Origin of the sequence: Pseudoalteromonas sp. TB64, assembly GCF_000498095.1 — a bacterium.
In the GTDB taxonomy this organism is placed as follows: Bacteria; Pseudomonadota; Gammaproteobacteria; order Enterobacterales; family Alteromonadaceae; genus Pseudoalteromonas.
The window spans coordinates 1-3,121 of sequence record NZ_AUTQ01000024.1 but is presented as its reverse complement, the minus strand read 5'-3'; the positions used below and the strand labels follow the sequence as shown (position 1 = coordinate 3,121).

At 41.2% G+C, this 3,121-nt stretch carries 2 protein-coding genes and 1 pseudogene; all 3 read left to right on the top strand.

Annotated elements, in window-relative coordinates; genetic code table 11:
* Window positions 1-653: pseudogene (locus tag L647_RS0100855) on the top strand (TonB-dependent receptor); the annotation flags it as partial.
* Between the two features lie 122 nt (window positions 654-775).
* Complete coding sequence (locus tag L647_RS0100850; protein WP_024609528.1) at window positions 776-2,326, top strand: tryptophan halogenase family protein; 1,551 nt, start codon at window positions 776-778, stop codon at window positions 2,324-2,326.
* A partial coding sequence (locus L647_RS0100845) for a tryptophan halogenase family protein (RefSeq protein ID WP_024609527.1) occupies window positions 2,319-3,121 on the top strand: 803 nt, incomplete at its 3' end. The genes L647_RS0100850 and L647_RS0100845, both read left to right, overlap by 8 nt.

Sequence of the window (3,121 nt, the reverse complement as noted above, 5' to 3'; positions counted from 1 at the left end):
CTGCCATTGCTGAGCTGGAATCTCGCGGACTTGCCCTAACCGATTCAAACTTATTTCAAATGGTTGCCGCAACAGAAAACAACGTTGATTTTGACTCTATGACCTACGAAGAGTTTGAAGCCGCCTACGATGTAATTGCTAACAGCGACGACCCATTACTAGAATTTACAGCGCAAGTACCTACCAACAATAAAAATGCCACCATTGATGGTTTTGAAGTTGCCTTTCAGCACTTTTTTGGTGAAAGCGGCTTTGGTGTGCAAGCAAACTACACCACAGTTAATGGCGACATAGACTTTGATGTAAACGCCGACCCTACTACTACACAATTTGCATTAGTGGGTTTAAGCGATACAGCTAACTTTATTGCAATGTACGAAAACGATGATTTTCAAGCACGTATTGCTTACAACTGGCGTGATAAGTTTTTAAATAGCGCAGCTCGATACGTAAATGAGCCAGGCTTTACTGAAGAATATTATCAAATAGACTTTAATGTTGCGTACAACTACAGCGAACAACTATCGTTTTTTGTTGAAGGCCTTAACATTACTGAGCAAAACAGCCGCGAACATGGTCGCACGTCAGTACAATTGTGGAACCTACAACAGCTAGGCGCACGTTACAATATTGGTATGCGTTACAACTTCTAAAGGTAATACAAAGTAAAGCCGTTAGTTTTTACTAACGGCTTTTTTGTATTTAAGCTGAGTACAGGTTATTTATAACAATAATAATGCTAGTTTAATCGTTATCAATATTAGGGTTTTAAGTCATGACCAAACCAATAACAAAAATAGTCGTTTTAGGTGGTGGCACTGCCGGTTGGCTAAGCGCAGGCTTATTAGCCGCTGAACACCCGCACCTTAGTGTTACGTTAGTTGAGTCGGCAAATGTGCCTATATTGGGCGTGGGCGAAGGCACGTGGCCGTCAATGCGCAACACGCTGCAACGCATTGGCATTAAAGAAATTGATTTTATAACCCAGTGCGACGCGTCATTTAAGCAAGGTTCTAAATTTATAAATTGGCGTAACCTCAGCGAGGGAGAAAACTACTACCACCCTTTTATGAATCCACAAGGCTACGAGCACACTAATTTACACGCTAGCTGGCAACGTATTGCACCTAACCAAAAATTTGCCGACGTTGTTAATATGCAAAGCTTTGTATGCCAAGCAGCACTTGCACCAAAGCAATTACAAACACCTGAATATGCAGCGGTCACCAACTATGGTTATCATTTAGATGCGGGTAAATTTGCTGAGTTTTTAAAAAATCACTGCGTTAAAAACCTAAATGTTACGCATATTACTGACGATGTAACCCATGTTATTAACGACGAGCATGGCTATATTGCCTCATTAAAAACAAATAATAATGGCAATATAATAGGTGATTTATTTATAGATTGCTCAGGCTCTTGCGCTCGTTTAATAGGTGAGCATTTTAATAGTGAGTTTATAGCGCAAGATCATATTTTATTTAATAACAGCGCTGTTGCGGCGCAAATACCTAATGCACACACCGATCAACCAATTGCCTCTGCAACGCTATCTACAGCGCAAAGTAACGGTTGGATTTGGGATATAGCCCTGCCAACGCGCCGTGGTACAGGTTATGTATTTAGTAGTAAATATCAAAGTGATGAAAGCGCAACAAATACACTAAAAAGCTACATAGCTAAAAGTACCAGTGAGCAACAAGCTGAGCAACTTACCTACCGCGTATTAAAATTCAGCCCTGGTTACAGGCAAAAATTTTGGATTAAAAACTGTGTTGCCGTGGGTATGTCAGCTGGCTTTTTAGAGCCACTTGAAGCGTCAGCTCTTGCTATGGTTGAGCTTTCAATTAGCATGATAAGCGAGCAACTACCGCAAAACCGCCCCCACATGAGCCAGCTTGAAACGCGTTTTAATAATCGTTTTAGCACTCGTTGGCAGCGCGTTATTGATTTTTTAAAGCTTCATTATGTGCTAAGCGAGCGCGACGACACTCCTTATTGGCAAGATATTGGTAATTTAAATACCGCGCCCGAGCGCCTGCAAAACTTACTTAAACTTTGGCAATTTCAACCCCCTAGCCGCTTTGATTTCATTGAAAACGAAGAAGTGTTTTCATCAAGCAGTTATCAATACGTTTTATATGGCATGGGCTTTAATACACAAACAGTATCTGCACAAAATACATTTAACGACCCACATGCTGGGGATTACTATTATCAGCAAAATCGCGAAAAAATAGCGCAGTGTTTAAATGGACTGCCAAGTAATCGCGCGCTTTTAAATCACCTTTTATCAAATAATGGGCAGCCACATAATGACTAAAACAAACGCTGTTAAAAACGTAGTAATTGTTGGAGGCGGCACTGCAGGTTGGATGGCCGCAGCGGCACTTGCTAAACTAGTTGGTAACAATATAAACATAACCCTTGTTGAATCTGACGATATTGGCACTGTAGGTGTTGGCGAAGCAACAATTCCGCCTATTCGTACATTTCATAAATTGCTGGGTATAAACGAGCAAGCATTTATGAAAGCCACTCAAGCCAGTTTTAAATTAGGTATTAGCTTTGAAAACTGGGGCGATGAAAACACGCATTATATTCACTCATTTGGCGCAACGGGCAAAGAATGTTGGGCGGGTGAATTTCATCACTTTTGGCTGCAAGGTAAAACTTTAGGAATAAACAACCCTTTTGGCGATTACTGCTACGAGCTGCAAGCGGCTAAAGGCGGTAAATTTGCGTTTAATCAGCAAAACCCCATTAACTATGCTTACCATATGGATGCCACACGTTACGCGCAGTTTTTACGTGAATTTTCAGAGCCATTAGGTGTAAAACGCATTGAAGGTAAAATACAAAAAGTAATAAAAAACACTAAAACGGGCCATATAGAATCACTTACTTTAAATGGTGGTGAGCACATTAACGGCGACTTTTTTATTGATTGCACCGGCTTTAGAGGCTTATTAATAGAGCAAGCATTGCATACTGGCTACGAAGACTGGTCGCATTTACTACCGTGTAACAGCGCCATTGCGGTGCAAACAAAATCAACCAGCGATACCGTATTGCCACTTACCCGCTCTATTGCCCACAAAAGCGGCTGGCAATGGCG